The following is a 16,550-nucleotide window of genomic DNA, read 5'->3' on the forward strand; positions in this document are numbered from 1 at the left end:
ACCACCGACAGAAAAGTCTTTAGGGTAGGCTTTTGCCATATGCAGGAATGCCGGTGTGCAGTATTGAATAACCCCAGACTTGTCGATAACCAACAAGTTTGAGGCACTAGCCTTTAAAATATTCGATTTCAATAGCGCGTCGTGTTTCGCTACCTTCAACTCTTCGCCGTTAAGAAAATTAAATACGCCCATAACTAATATTTCCCAATGTCAGGTGTTTCCGTTTAGTGAAGGACCTTGTAACTACGCGTCGTCGTTAACGCTTTCAGGTGCAACTAAACCCAGCTCTTCGCTGGTTATTAAGCTCTCTATGTTCACCAGAATGACCATGTTTTCATCTACATCGGCTAAGCCGTGTAGATACCTACTATCAAAAGCTACGCCAAACTCTGGTGGCGGAAGTACTTGCTCTTCAGACAAGCGAATAACATCGGATACACCATCTACCACGATGCCAACAATACGTTCTTGAATGTTTAGCATTATCACTATTGTGAAGTCGTTATATGTGGCCTCGCCTACGCTAAACTTGATACGCAAATCCACGATAGGAACTATGTCACCACGCAAATTAATTACCCCTTTGATAAAAGCAGGCGCATTCGCAATTTTAGTAACTTGTTCGTACCCTCTGATTTCCTTCACTGTTGTTATGTCCAAGGCGTAATGCTCATCGCCAAGCACGAAACTTAAGTATTCTTTGTCTTGTCCACCAGTAACCGCTTGATGCAAGGCCGTTTCACTCATGAAAGTAACTCCTCTATTTGACTGGAGGTGTAGGTTGTAGCAATGGAGTCTGCATCGATAATAAGTGCGACTTTACCGTCCCCCATAATGGTTGCCCCCGCTATTCCAGCCACTTTACGGTAGTGTTCCTCTAAACTTTTAATTACCACCTGCTGCTGGCCCACTAGCGCATCAACTAAAATACCAAAGCGCTTTTTACTGCTTTCAAGTAACACCACAATGCCCTCTGTTGGAGAAAGTGCGGCGCCTTCTACTTCCATAAAGTCGTAAAGAGGCACTAAAGGCCAATATTGGTCTCGAATGTAAAGTACGGTGTCGTTACCCAAGGTTTTAAGCTGCTGCTTTGTGGGTTGGAAAGATTCGATAATGTTTAAAAGAGGAACAACAAAGATTTGCTTACCCACCGACACACACATGCCATCGACAATAGCTAGCGTAAGCGGTAAGTGAATGAAGAAAGCTGAGCCTTCACCAGCGCTCGATTCAATATCGATACGTCCGCCAATTGATTCGATATTGCGGCGCACCACATCCATACCTACCCCTCTGCCCGATACATCAGTAATGGCTTCAGCGGTTGAAAACCCAGGCTGGAATATCAACTGCCATACTTCTGAGTCTGGCATATCATCAGATACGGCAAGCCCGTTACTACGCGCTTTATCAAGAATTTTATCGCGATGAAGGCCACCACCATCGTCAATAATACTGATGATAATACTACCGCCCTTTTGCTCGGCACTTAAGATAACCGTGCCCTTTTCCGGCTTGCCGGCAGCCGCACGCTTTTCTGGCATTTCGATGCCATGATCAATGCTATTGCGCACTAAGTGAGTAAGCGGGTCGACAATCTTTTCAATTAGGCTTTTATCTATTTCCGTACTGCCACCTTGAAGTACCAATTCAACCTGTTTACCCAACTTTCCTGCTAGGTCTCTCACTAAACGGGGGAAGCGATTGAAAGTTGCCGTTAGCGGAAGCATGCGCATAGACATGACCGACTCTTGTATTTCTCGGGTGTTGCGCTGTAACTCATCAATAGCAAGCTGTAGCCGCTCGCCAATTTGCCCATCAACATCTTGGCCTATCATGGAAAGCATTGACTGGGTGATTACCAGTTCGCCCACCAAGTTAACCATGGCGTCAATTTTTGTGGTATCTACTCGAATTGAAGCCGACTCTCGAGCAGAGCTTTTTTTCGTAGAAGGTTTAGTTTTCTTTTTAGCAGTTGCAGGCGTAGAGCCAGCCTCAGCTTGCGGTGCTCTAGAGGCTGTTGCTGAACTTTTTGAAGTACTGGCGCTTTGACTTTGCCCGTTGTTAGTTGTGTTTGCTGCGGTATTTATGTGGCGAGCCGAAGGTACGTCTTCGAAAAAGCCGAAGCCTTGGCTTTCCTCTTTGTTACCACTTTCAGCTGTTGCTGCTTCTGATTTTTCCGTTTTAGATTCGACGAGATTACTTTGGGTATCTTCGTCGTCGAAGAACCCAAAGCCTTCTTCAGCTTGAGGTGACGAATGGGTAGTTCCGCCGTCTTGAAGGTCTTGGCTATCAGATACGTCATCAAAAAATCCAAAGCCATCATCGTTTTCTTCGCTGCTTTCGCTAGATAAATTTTGAATAGGCTCATCATCGAAAAAGCCAAAACCGTCGTCAGTAGCTGAACTAGACTCAGAAGGCTCGTCATCAAAGAAGCCAAAGCTGTCATCGTGTTCACTTTCGATTTGCGCGTTCACGCTTACTTCAGTTGACCCATTGTTACCATCTGTTTCGGCATCAGTGGGTTGCCCGTCAATAACAGCGTTGAGTATTTTTATGCGCTCATCAATGCCTTCTTGTGGAATTTCAGTTTCATCACGATAGGCGTTTAAGGTGTCTTTTAAAACGTCGAGGGTTTCTAAAAGCACGTTGACAATGTCAGCCGTTACAGTGAGTTCATTATTGCGGGCTTTGTCGAGTAAATTTTCCATCACATGCGTTAAGTTCATCAACGCATCAAAACCGAAAATACCGCTACCGCCCTTGATGGAATGGGCTGCGCGAAAAATACTATTGAGTTCTTCAGGATCGGGAGACTCGACGTCCAAGCTCATCAATAGCTGTTCCATATCGTCGAGATGCTCGTCGCTCTCGTCGAAAAATACGCTATGGAACTGTTCAATATCGATGCTCATTCTGAATCCTTCCAGACTTAAGGAATTAGTAAAAGGGACTAACCTAAGACGCGTCTAGTCACATCAAGAAGTTTGTTTGGATCAAAAGGCTTTACCATCCAACCGGTTGCTCCCGCAGCTTTACCTTTTGCTTTCATATCGTCGCCCGCTTCTGTGGTAAGCATGACAATTGGGGTTCTGCTGTAGGCCCCTAACCCACGCAAGTTTTTAATAAGCGTAAGGCCATCCATACGAGGCATGTTTTGATCAGTGAGTACAAAGTTAAATTGCTGCCCCTTACATTTATCCAGCGCTTCTTGACCGTCTTGGGCTGTAGTGACGGTATATCCGGCGCCCTTTAGTGTCATCTCTACCATTTGACGAATCGACACCGAATCGTCGACAACTAAAATATGTTTGCTCATGTGCTCACTTCTCCAAAATATGTCATTACTGACAGTGCTTCCTGTTCCTTTCTTAGCTTAGAACAATTCAACTTCTCCAGCGTCCATAGAGGTGGCAGACACTGGGTTGTGGTCATTTTTACCTTTTTGTGCGAGCCCTCTTTGGTACTCGCTTAATTCGCTGACGAAACGCTCAATATTGTGGGGATCTAACGTTGCCAACTGTTCTAAAATGAACGTAATCATGTCTTGGGTATATTGGATATGCTGGCCATTGATATCGCCAAACTGCATACCTCGGATAGCAGCGTTTATAGACTCATCAAGCTGTGAGCCTATATCTTCAATTTGTTTAGTAGTAACAAGGTCTGCTTCTGCTTTTCTAATGATTTCGGCCAGTTGATCACTTATATGTGATTTAGCATTAACAACCTGAGATATATCTTGCGAGGCTACAAATTCTGCAGTGTCAGTGAGTTTGTCTACCAAACTACGGATATTCTCAACTTGGGTTTTTATAACGTCACTAAATTGTGTAGATCGCGTTGATAATGCGCGCACTTCATCAGCCACCACCGCAAACCCTCGACCAGCTTCGCCTGCCCTTGCCGCTTCTATCGCAGCATTTAGTGCCAACAAGTTGGTTTGCGCGGCAATATCATCAATGCCGCTAAGTGCGTCAATAACCGTTGGCATCGCCTGTTGAATGGTTTGCACTTGTTCCATAAGGTGCTTTGTTGACGAGGACATTTGCTCGGTTGAATCGATAAATTGGGTCAGGGTTCCATCGGTTTCTTGTGCAAACGTACGCATGCGTTCTGAATATGATTGTGATTGCGCACTATCGACGCTCAATAACGCATCGATACACTGAATTTGTTGTGCAACAAGCGCTTTTAAACTACTAAAAGCATTGGATAAGGTTTCAACAGCGTCATCTTGGGTAGACTTGATGGACGATAAATTGCTGTCGCATGTGCTTAAAGACAGAGCAAGCTCGTCGCTCGCTTTTTTGATATCAGCACTACCCGCTTGTTCGCTTTGCGCTTGAGGATCATTATTTGGATAGACCTCGTCAACTTCCTCCGCACTTTTGCTATAAATGAAAGCACTAAAGACAACTACGCCTGTCAGTACCGCAAGCGCTGTGAGCGCAGACACAAAAAAGAACAAAGCCCAAGAAGCAGCTATGCCTACTACACAAAGTACATATATGCTCTTTAAAGCCCCTTGCTGCATTGAAGGTAAGTTATTAAATGACAAAAAAACTCTCCTTGAAAAAACACTGCTACTTAACTCCAACAGTCATCTTTCATATTTAAGCACGTTACTTGGTTCACGAATTACAAAGCGCTGGGCACACTCTATGAGCGCCAATAGACATAAGCCTAGCGCAAAGGCAACATAACGTTGTTAGCCAAGGTGGGTAACAACGTTATGCTTAACTGGCTTTGCACACATGAGATAAGCGTAGTACCCATTTTGAAAAGTAGGCAAGAACATGCATAAGTTTTTTATAAAAAAAGCGCTCTTTGGCTTTAACTGCGCCTAAAAAGCGTAAACTAGTTCTTATCAGACTTGTTTTCAGAGTATTTGGCTTCGCTCCACTATGCGACAAGTGCTTGACACCGAGCAATAGTCTAGGTGAAGACATATTGTTACCTCTATTCAATGTCATCGAGTCAGGTAAACGTAACGATTTAACTCCCTCTTAAAGTCGAGAAATGCGTTAAATCAAACCTCGACGATTAAGTGCATGAAATTACTTATATTAAAAATCAACAAGTGCACCACTTGCTATATTAAGTACCCTTTCGTATGCCCTTCCGCAGCTCAATAGATAGAACTAAATTCAAATTGGTAATACCAATAATTTTTGATAGAAATATAGCAAGATTAAAATAGTCAATATTTTCATTTATTTATACGGGATATAAAAATAAATATCATTGTTGTTTTGATCTATCGCAAATACTCCTTTACATTGTGTTAACCAATTTTACACAAATCATCATTAAATTGGTTATACCCTTTAATAATTAAGTAAGGACTTAATAATGAAAGTTGCCTACACCCTACCGTGTGCATTGCTAGCTATTGCCGCTACTAATGCACATGCAGCAACCTTTGTAATGGAAAAAAATAACACTGCGTTCTCTATAGATGGAAACGGTGGTGCTGTTGTTGGCCAACAGCCCTACTTATGGAACACGAATCTCAACAATGTTAACCAGCAGTGGGTACAAATTAGTCATGGTGATGGCTATTACTCATATAAAAAACAAGATACAAACCTTTGCTGGGACGGTGGTAGCGGTGGCTCTAACGGCCAAGCTATAACTTTAGAACCTTGTGATGCATCGAATTACGATCAGCATTGGGAAAAAATAAAGGTGATCAGCGGTACAGAAATTTATCGCTTTCAGAAGCGCAACGCCTCTGGCTATTCGATAGACGGGGGAAATGGCGCCACACGACGTCAACCATTATACCTTTGGTCTTCTAATAACAGTAACGTTAACCAGCAATGGGAACTAACTCGAACAGACGCAGATTCACCGTCTACGGGCAATACTGGAAGCTCTGTTTCAATTAATACCGCTTTTGACGATGGTAGCGGCCATGGTAGTTATCCTGCGACCAATGTTATTGATGGTAATACCGACTTTTCATCACGTTGGGCAGGTAGCGGCTCGCCAGTAAATTTAACCGTTCAGCTTAACGAAACTACAACGGTATCAGAAGTTGGTATAGCTTGGGGTCGAGGCGATACGCAGGCATACACGTTTGAAATATACGCACGCCCAGGCACAAGCGGCTCGTGGACGAAAGTATTTGATGATGTGAGTAGCGGCTCTACGTCAAATATCGAAGTGTTCGATATTGATGATATTGCAGCTCAACAAATTCGCATTAAAACATTTTCTAACACTGCAAATTCAACTTGGACAAATATCACAGAAGTTGAAGTCTATGAGGGCGGCTCTGTTACGCCGCCAACTTCGAATCCGTCACTAGATCCAAGTGCACCACCGTCAACCAATTTCGATTTGTCTCGTTGGTATTTAAGTATTCAGACTGACGATGACGGTAATGGAAAAGCAGATTCAATTAAAGAAGACGAACTTAACGCAGGCTTTGAAGATGATCGTTTCTTTTATACAGCTAACGATGGGGGCATGACGTTTAGAAGCGAAATAGATGGGTATAAAACATCAACTAACACTAGCTATACTCGTTCTGAGCTACGGGAGATGCTACGGGCCGGTGACACATCTATCGATACGCAAGGCGTTAATAAAAACAATTGGGTATTTAGTTCTGCCCCCTCTTCTGCGCAAAATGCAGCGGGCGGTGTTGATGGGAACATGAAGGCTACCGTTGCAGTTAATCACGTAACCACTACAGGTGATAGCGGGCAAGTAGGCCGTGTAATTATAGGGCAGATACATGCTGATACAGATGAACCTGTGCGCCTTTACTACAGAAAACTACCCGGGCACGACAAAGGCTCGATTTACTTTGCCCATGAACCGGGTAATGGCAATGCCGAGCAATGGTATGAAATGATTGGTTCGCGTTCTAGCTCAGCAAGTGAGCCTAGCGACGGCATTGCACTTAATGAAGTGTTCAGTTACGAGATAGACGTAACGGGTAATACCCTAACGGTTAAAATATTGCGCGAAGGTAAACCTACGCTAATTGAAGAAGTGGACATGAACAACAGCGGCTACGATGTTGCCGATGACTACATGTACTTTAAAGCAGGTGTTTACAATCAAAACAATACGGGTGATGGCGATGATTATGTTCAAGCGACCTTCTATGCGCTTGATGTAACGCATGACTAGATAACCCAAAAAGCATAGCCAGCTTAACTACAAGCTGGCTATTTTCTTTCTCTCTTTTTTGCAATTCAAAATGGCGCAAGACTCAATAGCGCGCTACTTCGTGTTACCCGGATAGCATTCCAAAATGGATAACGGCGTTTCGCTTTGACATACGTATTTGAAATTATTCACCTCTGCTGGACACAAAAAACAGTCCCATTGTTTTAGCTGTGTGACTTCATCAACATATTTGACGGCAATATTATATGTCGACTGGCTTGGTACTTTTTTCGGTCACAGACAATTCATCGTGCTCTTGTTCTGCAAGCTTTGCCCGTTCCGCTTTAGAGATGTATGCTGGCTTATTGCTTTTGTGAAGTTTAGCCTTCGCTTTCTTATCTTTTTTCTTAAGCTTAGTGAAGATTTTCTTACGACGGTTCATGCTCTGTTCTCTTAATCAGTATCGCATATTGTTCGCATTATACGATGCGAAGCGGTAAAGCTGCCATATGCGTTTTCGCGAGCACAAATTTCAAAATAAAGGAAAGTGGTTTGGAATCAAAAAAGCCCTCGCATTTCTGCAAGGGCTCTCTGAATAATGGTGCCTCGACCCGGGATTGTAACGCGCGGCGCAGCCGCAGGGGCACGATAGCGTGTGCCTGGTATTTCCAACGCCTGGATCAAAAAAGCCCTCGCATTTCTGCAAGGGCTTAAATGATGGTGCCTCGACCCGGGATCGAACCAGGGACACGCGGATTTTCAATCCGCTGCTCTACCAACTGAGCTATCGAGGCTGAAACTTGTTAGCGTTCTAGGCGTTTACTGCCTGTCCTGCTGTGGGTGCGTATTAAACGGTTTTCGCCTTCACAAGTCAACCGTTTTTCTCGCTTTTTTTGCGCTTTTATTACTGTTTGCACATTGTTTGCTCAAAAAACGCTTTTTTGCTTATTTTTCAGGCGGAACATAGCCTTCAATCGTAGGCTCAACGTCGTCAAACAAGTACGCCGACATTTTTTCTTCCAAAAATGAACGGGCATTCGGCTCCATCATATTCAACTTGTGTTCGTTAATTAGCATGGTTTGCTTTTTTTGCCATTCAGCCCATGCTTCTTTAGAAATGTTGTCGAAAATACGCTTACCCAGTTCGCCCGGGTAAAGTTGGAAATCTAAGCCGTCAGCTTCTTTTTGAAGCTTGCGACAAAATACCGTTCTTGCCATGTTATTTCCTTTCGTATGCTATCTGCTTAACAATAAATATTACGTTGGGCTTAGAAGGCCTAACGTACTAACTGCTGAATAATCTTGGTTGTAGGCGCCGCTAAACCAACTTCAATAGGCTCGTTCAACGAAAACCAGCGATATGCCGTTTCGGCTACGCGCTTTGTTGGAGCAGAGTTTACCACGGCCACTACCGGGGTGATATCTAAATGAAAATGACTAAAGGTATGGCGGAAACCTTCAAGCTCTCGCGTATCTTCAACACTGATTCCCCGTTTGTTAAGCTGCTCAATTCCCTCTTCTATTGAAGATACCTCGATAAAACCATACAAACCGCCCCACAGCCCTGTTGAGGGACGCTGCTCTAAATACACTTGGCTGTTAAACTGTGCCACCATCATGTAGGTGGATTTTTCCGGTAGCGTTTTTTTCGGCTTCTTACCCGGGTAGTCGGCTTGCGCGCCTTGGGCGTAGGCAATACAGTCGGCTTGAAGCGGGCATTCATCACACTTTGGCTTGCTTCGCGTACAGATCATCGCGCCCAAGTCCATCATCACCTGCGTATAGTTGGCACAACGTCCGCCTTCTGGGTTAGTCGGCGTATTTGTTTCTGCCACCTCCCACAGTTGGTTTTCCACTTTTTTCTGCCCCGGCCACCCGCTTATCGCATAGTAACGCGCCAGCACACGCTTCACGTTGCCATCTAATATAGCAAAGCGCATATTGCGAGATAGGGAAAGTATCGCCCCAGCAGTAGAGCGCCCTATACCGGGCAAATCCATGACTTCTTCAAGAGAATAGGGAAACTCGCCGTTGTATTTGTCTACCAACATATTCGCAGCTTTATGGAGATTCCTAGCTCTCGCGTAGTAGCCTAACCCCGTCCAATGATGAAGCACATCGTCTTGGGATGCCTTAGCTAAGTCATGAACCGTGGGGAAAGACGCCATAAAACGTTCAAAATAAGGAATTACCGTAGTTACTTGGGTTTGCTGGAGCATAATTTCCGACACCCATACTTTATAAGGCGTTACGTCTTGCTGCCAAGGCAAATGCTTTCGCCCGTGCTTGTCAAACCATGCAAGCACTCGCTCTGCGAAGCTTCCTGTATATTGTTGTTCTGTCATAATTATCTAAAAAAGTAATTGCTACTGCTTATTCTTTTACTAATAAAGCTTAGCCACACAAAAAGCGTAATGCTTTCTAGTAAGCGACCATTCATTAACTGGCGCGCTATGGTAGCATGTAACTAGCTAGTTTAATGTTAAGGAGCACACGTGTCTGTGCAGCACCCTGTTTTGTTTTTTCCCGGTACACTCTGCGACGAACGTGTATTCCTGCCACTATGGCGCTTGTTGAATATTTCACAGCGCAGGTATGTGCCGCTTCAATGGGCAGCATCACAAGAAGAAATGCTGGCATTAAGTGAAGACCGTATCCTCGATGACGAAAAAGTGCACCTTGTAGGTTACTCCATGGGCGGGTTTATTGCAGCGTTGGTCGCACAGCGCAATCCTGCCAATGTTGCCTCTGTTACGCTGATAGGCTACAACCCACAAGGACTATCAAAAGAAGAGATTGCCAAGCGTAAGCAGCTGACTACCATGCTGAAGCAAGGAAACTTCAAACCCGACAATGATGCCTACCTCTCGCGATTTATTCACCCCACACGTTTGAACGATGAAAACGTGGCTGGCATTGTAAAATCGATGGCGCAAGATTTAGGTAAAACCACGCTACTTAATCACACACTCGCCACAACGCCACGAGAGAGTACCGTAAAATCACTGGCGAAGATCAGCGCACCTGTAACCTTTATTACCGCTCAACAAGACGCAATTGCACCGTCAGAAGCAATCCAGCAGCTCAAAGGTTCGTTATCCAAAGCAACCTTCCACACTGTTAGCGATGCGGGGCATATGTTGATACTTGAGCAACCTGACACTGTAGCGTCTATTATTGCTAAACAAATTGGCGTATAAAATTACAGCATTTTTACCACTACAGCGTTGCATAAGCCGTGGGTAAGTGGATAATGCGCCACCAGAAAATTGGGTTAGAAAGGCATTGCAAATGAGGCAATTCAAAAGTCAGGCGGAAGCAGAAGCCGCTGGAGTATATGTAAGCAAGGTAAAAAGCTTCGTAAAGCGCGAAGGTAGACTTACTAAAGCACAAGAAAAAGCACTAGCAGATCACTGGCCAACCAAAGGCATAGACTATATTAATGCACCCTTGTCTTTACCAGAGGTGTTTGGCCGAGACGCAGATGTGGTTGTAGAAATTGGCTTTGGCATGGGTAAGTCTTTAGTTGAGATGGCGGCAAACGCGCCAGAGAAAGATTTTATCGGCATTGAAGTGCATCGCCCTGGTGTTGGCGCATGCTTAGCTGACGCCAATGAGCAAGGCGTTGAGAACTTGCGTGTAATGGAACATGACGCCGTTGAAGTGCTTAAGAATATGATCCCAGATGGTTCATTGTCTCGCCTGCAGTTGTTTTTCCCAGACCCGTGGCACAAAAAGCGTCACCATAAGCGCCGTATCGTACAGCCTGAATTTGTTGAATTAGTTCGCACTAAATTGGCTATTGGCGGTTGCTTTCATATGGCGACCGACTGGGAACAGTATGCTGAGCATATGCTAGAGGTCATGACCAACGCCGACGGATACACCAACACCGCAACCGATGGCGACTACGTACCCCGTCCGGACTACCGTCCGATCACCAAGTTTGAAACTCGCGGTCAAAAACTAGGCCACGGTGTGTGGGATCTAATTTTCGAGCGTACTAAGTAATGATTCTATCTCCTCAAAGCCAATTGTTGGAACGAAATATCGCGCTTTTCGACGAAGGTCAGTGGGCATTTATCAATCCTTCTGACGCGTATTTTCTGGATGGCCTTAAATCGCAGGACGTCACGGTAATTCACCAGTTTTTCGATATTTTTTCAGAGTGCGTGCGCGTGATACCCTCTGTATCGTTCGACAGCAGAGACATTACGCACACTGGCTTTGAGGTGACGCAAAAGGTTGGCAATCATACCCATATTTTTGCGCCTTTCTTGGCTTTAGAAAAATCCCACTCTGACGTGATGATTTTCTTACCTAAAGCAAAAACTCATTTTCAGATGTTACTGCGAATGGCCGCAAGTATGGTTGGCCAACATGGTCGTATTCATGTGGTTGGTGAAAACAAAGGCGGCATTAAAAGTGCCGCTAAGTTAATGCAACAATATGGCCCTACGCAAAAAGTTGATTCGGCGCGCCACTGCAGCCTTATCACCGTTATGGTAGAAGAGCCCCATCTTGCCTTTGAGCCCGATGCTTGGCTTGACATGAATACCTACCAAGTTGAAGGTACCGAATGGCAAGTTGCCTCTATGCCTGGCGTTTTTAGTTATAAAGAACTGGATGCAGGGACAGAGTTACTGCTAGAAAAACTTTCGACCTCACTGAGCGGTGAAGTTTTAGATTTTGCGTGTGGCGCCGGCGTTATTGGTAGCTACATCATGATGAAATACCCGCATTTAAAGCTGCACCTTACCGACGTGAGCGCCCTTGCTATCTATTGTAGCGCCCTAACCTTGGCAGAAAATGGATTATCAGCAACACTTTACGCTGCTGATGGTTTGCACGGTTTTACTCAAAAAGTACAGCATATTGTCACCAACCCTCCATTTCACACCGGTATTAAAACCGACTACACCATTACGAAGCGATTTATCTCAGATGCAAAGGCAACCTTGAGCCGTGGTGGCAGTATGCAAATGGTGGCAAACCGATTCTTGCCATACCCAGGTTTGCTCGCAGAGCACTTCCAAACGGTTTATACCACAGCACAAACATCGCAATTTTCTGTCTATCAGGTAGCTTTGTAATTAAAAAAGCCATTAGCTTGTGCTAACTTAGCTTTTCTATCTGTTGCTTATGCCATTGTGAATACCTCACAATGGCACTCAGCGCTTTCCATATACTCTATTTAAGAATGACGAATGCACTACGTGTGCGTTCTGGGGGATTAACTGTGAATATTGTATTTGCTATTTCAGAAGTTGAAGAGTTTGTTAAAACAGGCGGACTTGCTGACGTTGGCAAAGCGCTTCCTCTCGCACTACATAGTTTAGGCGAAAACATCACTATCATAATGCCGTATTATCAAGTACTGGCAGAGCAATTGAATCTACCCACAGTCATCGAGCAACAAACCCTCTTTACTGAAGGGCAAGTGTACCATTTCGATATTCGCTTTATGCAATGGCACGGCATTGCAATTTACTTTGTAGACGCGCCTGACTACTTCATGCGTGAAGGGTTATACGCCGACGCCTTTGAAGCATATGAAGATAATGGTGAGCGTTTTAGCTTTTTCAGTGGTTCCGTCCTTCAGACGCTAAAAGCGATGGATAAGAAGCCGGATATAATACATTGTCACGATTGGCATACGGCCATGCTTCCGTTTTTACTTACTCATGACAAATCTGGGTATTTCGATAGCACAAAAACAATATTTACTATACACAATGCCGCATTCCAGGGCGTACACAAACTAGAAGCCATCCCCTTTCTTCGCCATCATCCAAACATTTTGGCGCAAGTGCACGGCGGTTACATCAATATGCTTCAGAGTGGGATTGAGTTTGCTACGAAAGTGACAACCGTAAGCCCTAACTATGCAAGCGAGTTACTCACAGACTTGGGCAGTCACGGCCTACACGAGCGGCTTGTAAATCGTCAAGCCGACTTGAGCGGTATTCTAAATGGATGTGACTACACTCAGTGGAACCCCGAGACAGATACATTTCTTCCAGAGAACTACAATGTGGAGAATCTTCATCCGAAGACTGCATGTAAACGAACATTACAAGAGAAGTCAGGATTACCTGACAATGGCAACGTACCGCTTATTGGAATGGTGTGCCGGCTAACAGAACAAAAAGGATTCGGATACATATTGCCAATCTTAGACGATTTAATTAAGCACAACGTGCAAATAGTCATTGTGGGCACGGGCGACCCTGAAGTATGTATGGACCTAGGTGAATTTGCCCAACAACATCCTGACAAATTTGCATTTATTAACGGGTTTAGTTCAGAGCATGCACACCTTGTAGAAGCGGGCGCCGACTTTTTTCTTATGCCTTCGCAATTTGAGCCATGCGGATTAAATCAAATGTACAGCTTAGCCTACGGCACTATCCCTATCGTACGTTCGGTAGGAGGCCTTAAAGACACGGTCATCGACTATAGCAACGATAGTGAAGGTACGGGTTTTGTGTTTGATGATCCTACGCCACACGCACTGCTATCTTGTATTCGTCGAGCTCTGCTGGCGTTCTACGAAGATGCCGGAAAGTTCAGAGCGATGCAGCAACGGGGAATGCGAACTCGCTTTACATGGGAAACGGCCGCTGAAAGCTACCAGCAGTTATATTTATCTGCGGTAAACTAGCCGTTAGTTCTGTTGTATTTTTTTGTATGTCTACAGCTTTTTTGCCCTTATTATTCATCATAGCTAGTAGCGCAAGAAACGTGCAAAAACGTTAGCTGAAGAGTGTTATAGCACCGAAACATTTCACATTAATTATTGTTTATAAACACCTTTCTTTTTAGCCATTTTTGCGCCACTATTAAAAAACGGACGAAGTGAATGGACATTGCGCTGGGCAAGTATGACGGACAGAGCAGTTAAGCTTTCAATAAGAAGCCTTTTTCTATGGGTTGTGATGTCTATTGCTACCTTTTCTCTTGCAGTGCTATCAGGTCTTGCCGTTTATACGCAAATAAAAACTTATCGACATGAGCTTGAATCTAACGCGATTATGCTCGCCAAATTGGTGGCAAGAAGCTCATCTTCTTATCTTTATGATGAAACCCCTGAACGTATTGAAGCCGCATTAAATAACCTTGCGGCAGCAGAGCAAGTACTAAATGCTCACGTTTACAAAGCGCAAAACAATACACTGCAGCCAGAAATTTTTGCTTCGTACAATAAAGAGGGTCAGCTTTTACTAGGTGGTAAGGAAAATCAGCTAGCTTCAATGGTTATGAATCCACTACTGGCAGATAACGGGCATTACCTTGAACTGAGTGCAAAAGTATTTGACCCCGAAACTAATATCCAGCTGGGGTGGGTGTATCTAAGGGTTTCATCGGAAAACTTCAACCAACTGGTTGGGAAATCAATTTGGCTAAATTTAGCGATAGCCTTGGCGCTGTTGGCAATAAGCTTTTACTCGGCACTTAAAATGCAGCGCGTCGTAACTGGCCCAGTTGAAAGCATAGCCAACTTTTTACAGCGTACGTCGCGTCAGCGTGATTATTCAGCTCGCGCTCGTGGTTCTAACATTAAAGAACTCGACATATTAGCTGATGCGGTCAACGTGATGCTGCTGCGCATGCAAGAATACATGCAAAAACAAAGGCAAGCAGAGGAGCAACACAGAAAGCTTAATGCCAGCCTTGAAGATATGGTCAGCCATCGAACAACCGCGCTTAAAGACGCGAACCAAGAGCTTATTCAAACGCTAGAAAAGCTACATCAATTCCAGCGTCAAATTGTACAAAATGAGAAAATGGCTTCCCTCGGTGACATGGTTGCCGGTGTCGCACATGAAGTTAATACGCCAATAGGCCTAGGTGTTACTGCATCGACCATGATGCTAGACAGACTAGCAGTTATTCAGAAAGACTTTGAAAATAAAACACTGAAAGCCAGTGTCATGAAGCGCTTCTTGGATGAAAGTAACGAAAACCTCAATATTATTTACCGCAATTTAAACAGAGCTGCTGAGCTTATTAGTAGTTTTAAGCAGGTTGCCGTAGATCAAACCTCAGAATCTAGTAGAAGTTTTTGCGTTGTACAGCTAGTTAATGAGATACTGTTATCATTGCAGCCTCGATTAAAAAAATTAAAACACAAAATCAACGTAAATTGCGACCCTACCCTTAGCGTTGAAACGAAGGCTGGCCCTATAAATCAAATTTTGATTAATTTAATCATGAATTCAGTTATTCATGGGTTCGAATCCGTGGATGAAGGAACCATTGATATTCGTGCTGAGTTGATTAGCAGCGACAAGCTCAAGCTTGTTTATACCGATAACGGAAAGGGCATTTCTCCTGAAATCCGCAAGCGGATTTTTGACCCCTTTGTCACCACGAAGCGTGGACAAGGGGGGTCAGGGTTGGGAATGCACTTGGTGTACAACTTAGTTACGCAAGCCCTCAATGGTTCGATATCGATTACTAGCGAGGAAGGTAACGGAGTGGAATTTGTAATTATCTTCCCCGTTGTTAATGCGAAAACATCAGAATAGTTGTATAAAGGCTGAACTTTTCTTGATTTTTATTGGCTAATCCCAATACCTTAGCAGTAAGAATATTCACAAGTTGCTTGCAATCAAGTACATGGATATTAAAATTTAACCAGTTAGTTGCTTAAATCGTATTTTAGAAAGAGTGTAAAACACCATGCAGACGCCAAATGTGTTAATTGTTGAAGATGAGGTGGTAACCCGTACCACGCTTAAGAGTCTATTTGAAGCGGAAGGGTATAATGTATTTGAAGCCGAAAATGGTGATCAAATGCATGATTTCTTCGAGAATCACGCTATCAATTTGGTTATCATGGACATAAACCTACCAGGCAAAAACGGCCTGATTTTGGCACGTGAAGTACGTGATCGTAAAAACGTAGGCCTTATCTTCCTAACGGGTCGCGATAACGATGTTGATCGCATCCTAGGTCTTGAAATTGGCGCAGACGATTATCTGACTAAGCCGTTCAACCCTCGTGAACTAACGATTCGCGCGCGCAACCTACTGTCTCGTACAACAAACTCTTCAGAAGATGACGATTTACCAAGCCGTGTAAGCTTCAACGGCTGGACTCTTGACGGCGACAGCCGCTCTTTGATTTCTCCTAGCGGTAAAGAATTCCGTCTACCTCGTAGTGAATTCCGTGCGCTTCACCTTTTCCTAAGCAACCCAGGTAAAATCCTTACCCGTGAACAGCTAATTATGGAAATGACAGGTCGCGAGCTTCGACCAAATGACCGTACGGTTGACGTAACTATTCGTCGTATTCGTAAGCACTTCGAGTCAGATCCCACAGATGAAGAGTTGATTGTAACTATCCACGGTGAAGGTTACCGTTTCTGCGGTCAGGTTGACGGCTAAACCTCTACCTGAACAAATATTAAGTTAAT

14 protein-coding genes and 1 tRNA gene are annotated in these 16,550 nt (G+C 44.2%); 7 read left to right on the forward strand and 8 right to left on the reverse strand.

The features are described from left to right. Positions 1-243 precede the first annotated feature (243 nt). Genes ACXAER_RS08635 through ACXAER_RS08650 form a run of 4 tightly spaced genes read right to left on the reverse strand, consistent with a single transcriptional unit; the run spans position 244 to position 4,537 of the window. Positions 244-747 (reverse strand): chemotaxis protein CheW, encoded by a 504-nt coding sequence (locus ACXAER_RS08635; RefSeq protein WP_474828372.1) that lies wholly within the window; start codon positions 745-747, stop codon positions 244-246. Then, positions 744-2,915 (reverse strand): chemotaxis protein CheW, encoded by a 2,172-nt coding sequence (locus ACXAER_RS08640; RefSeq protein WP_474828374.1) that lies wholly within the window; start codon positions 2,913-2,915, stop codon positions 744-746. Before ACXAER_RS08640 ends, ACXAER_RS08635 begins: the two co-directional genes overlap by 4 nt. A gap of 38 nt (positions 2,916-2,953) precedes the next feature. Further along, positions 2,954-3,319, reverse strand: a complete 366-nt coding sequence (locus ACXAER_RS08645; RefSeq protein WP_474802668.1) for a response regulator — start codon at positions 3,317-3,319, stop codon at positions 2,954-2,956. 57 nt (positions 3,320-3,376) lie between these two features. Next, entirely contained in the window at positions 3,377-4,537 is a 1,161-nt protein-coding gene (locus tag ACXAER_RS08650; RefSeq protein WP_474830543.1) for a methyl-accepting chemotaxis protein, read from the reverse strand. 818 nt (positions 4,538-5,355) lie between these two features. On the opposite strand from ACXAER_RS08650, the gene ACXAER_RS08655 reads away from it, so the two are divergent. Beyond that, complete coding sequence (locus tag ACXAER_RS08655) at positions 5,356-7,149, forward strand: polysaccharide lyase family 7 protein (protein ID WP_474828377.1); 1,794 nt, start codon at positions 5,356-5,358, stop codon at positions 7,147-7,149. A 241-nt stretch (positions 7,150-7,390) separates the two neighbouring features. On the opposite strand, the gene ACXAER_RS08660 is transcribed toward ACXAER_RS08655, so the two are convergent. From ACXAER_RS08660 to mutY, 4 genes are all read right to left on the reverse strand, one after another. Further along, positions 7,391-7,570: a DUF2986 domain-containing protein gene (locus tag ACXAER_RS08660; protein ID WP_474828379.1), complete on the reverse strand. Its 180-nt coding sequence runs from the start codon at positions 7,568-7,570 to the stop codon at positions 7,391-7,393. A gap of 276 nt (positions 7,571-7,846) precedes the next feature. Next, positions 7,847-7,922: transfer RNA gene (locus ACXAER_RS08665), tRNA-Phe, on the reverse strand. Positions 7,923-8,073: 151 nt separating this feature from the next. Further along, on the reverse strand, positions 8,074-8,346 hold the full coding sequence (locus ACXAER_RS08670; RefSeq protein ID WP_025256893.1) for an oxidative damage protection protein: 273 nt from the start codon (positions 8,344-8,346) through the stop codon (positions 8,074-8,076). 59 nt (positions 8,347-8,405) lie between these two features. Beyond that, positions 8,406-9,473: an A/G-specific adenine glycosylase gene (mutY, locus tag ACXAER_RS08675; RefSeq protein ID WP_474828381.1), complete on the reverse strand. Its 1,068-nt coding sequence runs from the start codon at positions 9,471-9,473 to the stop codon at positions 8,406-8,408. A 150-nt stretch (positions 9,474-9,623) separates the two neighbouring features. Between mutY and ACXAER_RS08680 the strand changes: the two genes are divergently transcribed. From ACXAER_RS08680 to arcA, 6 genes are all read left to right on the forward strand, one after another. After that, entirely contained in the window at positions 9,624-10,328 is a 705-nt protein-coding gene (locus tag ACXAER_RS08680; protein WP_474828383.1) for an alpha/beta fold hydrolase, read from the forward strand. 91 nt (positions 10,329-10,419) lie between these two features. Next, the gene (trmB, locus tag ACXAER_RS08685; protein ID WP_474828385.1) at positions 10,420-11,139 is read left to right on the forward strand and encodes a tRNA (guanosine(46)-N7)-methyltransferase TrmB; all 720 of its coding nucleotides are present in this window, start codon (positions 10,420-10,422) and stop codon (positions 11,137-11,139) included. After that, the gene (locus tag ACXAER_RS08690; protein ID WP_474828387.1) at positions 11,139-12,221 is read left to right on the forward strand and encodes a methyltransferase; all 1,083 of its coding nucleotides are present in this window, start codon (positions 11,139-11,141) and stop codon (positions 12,219-12,221) included. Before trmB ends, ACXAER_RS08690 begins: the two co-directional genes overlap by 1 nt. A 146-nt stretch (positions 12,222-12,367) precedes the next feature. Further along, a complete protein-coding gene (gene glgA / locus ACXAER_RS08695) occupies positions 12,368-13,792 on the forward strand; it encodes a glycogen synthase GlgA (RefSeq protein WP_474828389.1) in 1,425 nt (474 codons plus the stop codon). 220 nt (positions 13,793-14,012) lie between these two features. Continuing rightward, positions 14,013-15,659: a HAMP domain-containing sensor histidine kinase gene (locus ACXAER_RS08700; protein ID WP_474828391.1), complete on the forward strand. Its 1,647-nt coding sequence runs from the start codon at positions 14,013-14,015 to the stop codon at positions 15,657-15,659. 154 nt (positions 15,660-15,813) lie between these two features. Next, positions 15,814-16,521 (forward strand): two-component system response regulator ArcA, encoded by a 708-nt coding sequence (arcA, locus tag ACXAER_RS08705; RefSeq protein ID WP_131093847.1) that lies wholly within the window; start codon positions 15,814-15,816, stop codon positions 16,519-16,521. The last annotated feature ends 29 nt before the right edge of the window (positions 16,522-16,550 follow it).

Source organism: Alteromonas sp. AWJ4_199 (assembly GCF_056159165.1).

Excerpts from the sequence above, each read along its gene's own strand:
- ACXAER_RS08650 (WP_474830543.1), bottom strand. The coding sequence starts at position 4,537 with ATGCAGCAAGGGGCTTTAAAGAGCATATATGTACTTTGTGTAGTAGGC.
- ACXAER_RS08670 (WP_025256893.1), bottom strand. The coding sequence starts at position 8,346 with ATGGCAAGAACGGTATTTTGTCGCAAGCTTCAAAAAGAAGCTGACGGC.
- ACXAER_RS08700 (WP_474828391.1), top strand. The coding sequence starts at position 14,013 with ATGACGGACAGAGCAGTTAAGCTTTCAATAAGAAGCCTTTTTCTATGG.
- ACXAER_RS08635 (WP_474828372.1), bottom strand. The coding sequence starts at position 747 with ATGAGTGAAACGGCCTTGCATCAAGCGGTTACTGGTGGACAAGACAAA.
- ACXAER_RS08660 (WP_474828379.1), bottom strand. The coding sequence starts at position 7,570 with ATGAACCGTCGTAAGAAAATCTTCACTAAGCTTAAGAAAAAAGATAAG.
- mutY (WP_474828381.1), bottom strand. The coding sequence starts at position 9,473 with ATGACAGAACAACAATATACAGGAAGCTTCGCAGAGCGAGTGCTTGCA.
- arcA (WP_131093847.1), top strand. The coding sequence starts at position 15,814 with ATGCAGACGCCAAATGTGTTAATTGTTGAAGATGAGGTGGTAACCCGT.
- ACXAER_RS08645 (WP_474802668.1), bottom strand. The coding sequence starts at position 3,319 with ATGAGCAAACATATTTTAGTTGTCGACGATTCGGTGTCGATTCGTCAA.
- ACXAER_RS08690 (WP_474828387.1), top strand. The coding sequence starts at position 11,139 with ATGATTCTATCTCCTCAAAGCCAATTGTTGGAACGAAATATCGCGCTT.
- ACXAER_RS08640 (WP_474828374.1), bottom strand. The coding sequence starts at position 2,915 with ATGAGCATCGATATTGAACAGTTCCATAGCGTATTTTTCGACGAGAGC.
- ACXAER_RS08655 (WP_474828377.1), top strand. The coding sequence starts at position 5,356 with ATGAAAGTTGCCTACACCCTACCGTGTGCATTGCTAGCTATTGCCGCT.
- trmB (WP_474828385.1), top strand. The coding sequence starts at position 10,420 with ATGAGGCAATTCAAAAGTCAGGCGGAAGCAGAAGCCGCTGGAGTATAT.